The organism is Mesorhizobium sp. M7A.F.Ca.ET.027.02.1.1 (assembly GCF_004022985.1).
In the GTDB taxonomy this organism is placed as follows: Bacteria; Pseudomonadota; Alphaproteobacteria; order Rhizobiales; family Rhizobiaceae; genus Mesorhizobium.
The window spans coordinates 1-655 of record NZ_RZOL01000886.1 but is presented as its reverse complement, the minus strand read 5'-3'; the positions used below and the strand labels follow the sequence as shown (position 1 = coordinate 655).

The following is a 655-nucleotide window of genomic DNA, read 5'->3' as shown; positions in this document are numbered from 1 at the left end:
AAAAGGCCGAGAAGCTGGCAGCCAAGGTTGCAGCGCGGGAACGTTCGAAGCCCGAAGACGAGACTGAAGCCGAAACCGAAACGGCAAAGTGACGGCAAACGGCCCGCAGATGCGGGCCGTGCCTCAATCCAGATTGCCGCCTCAAATGTCGGCTTGTGTCAGGCGGGCGCCTTGTCGCTGACGAACACGTCCACTTCGCGTGCTGCCGCGATGAAGGCGCGCCTGGCGTTCATCGCCGGCTTGTCGCCGGCGAGTGCGTCATGGCAGGCCTGCAGGGCCGCGCGATGCTTGGGGCTGCGCTTGCCGGGCCAGCTGTTGAGGAGGTAGTCGGAAGCCTCACGCGCCGTGCGCAAGAGCTGAGTGCTTCCCGCCGCGACTGACTTCACAGTCACAGGTGTTTCAAATCGGTTGTTTTCCATGGCCGCTCCTTACGCCATCGGCGTCTGCGAAGCGAGGCGAAAGTGCGCATACGTCCAGACGCCGCTTTGCGCCCCTTCATCCACCTTTAAGCAGCAACGACGGCAAAGCCTCTGGCGCGAAGACCGCGCCGATCGTTGGCGAGCGACGTCACCAGTCGGTCGCGGCTGCCGACGATGTGGCCTGACAGCAGGCGCGCGGCTTCATCGGCGTCGCCAAGGCGTGCCGACGCGAGTAT

General features: G+C 64.4%; 1 protein-coding gene and 1 pseudogene. Both read right to left on the bottom strand.

What is annotated here, in order from left to right; all coding sequences use genetic code 11:
- Positions 1-158 precede the first annotated feature (158 nt).
- Positions 159-392, bottom strand: coding sequence for a DUF982 domain-containing protein (locus tag EN749_RS36825; protein ID WP_244506945.1), 234 nt, complete (start codon positions 390-392; stop codon positions 159-161).
- Positions 393-505: 113 nt separating this feature from the next.
- Positions 506-655 (bottom strand): annotated as a pseudogene (locus EN749_RS39695) (GntR family transcriptional regulator); the annotation flags it as partial.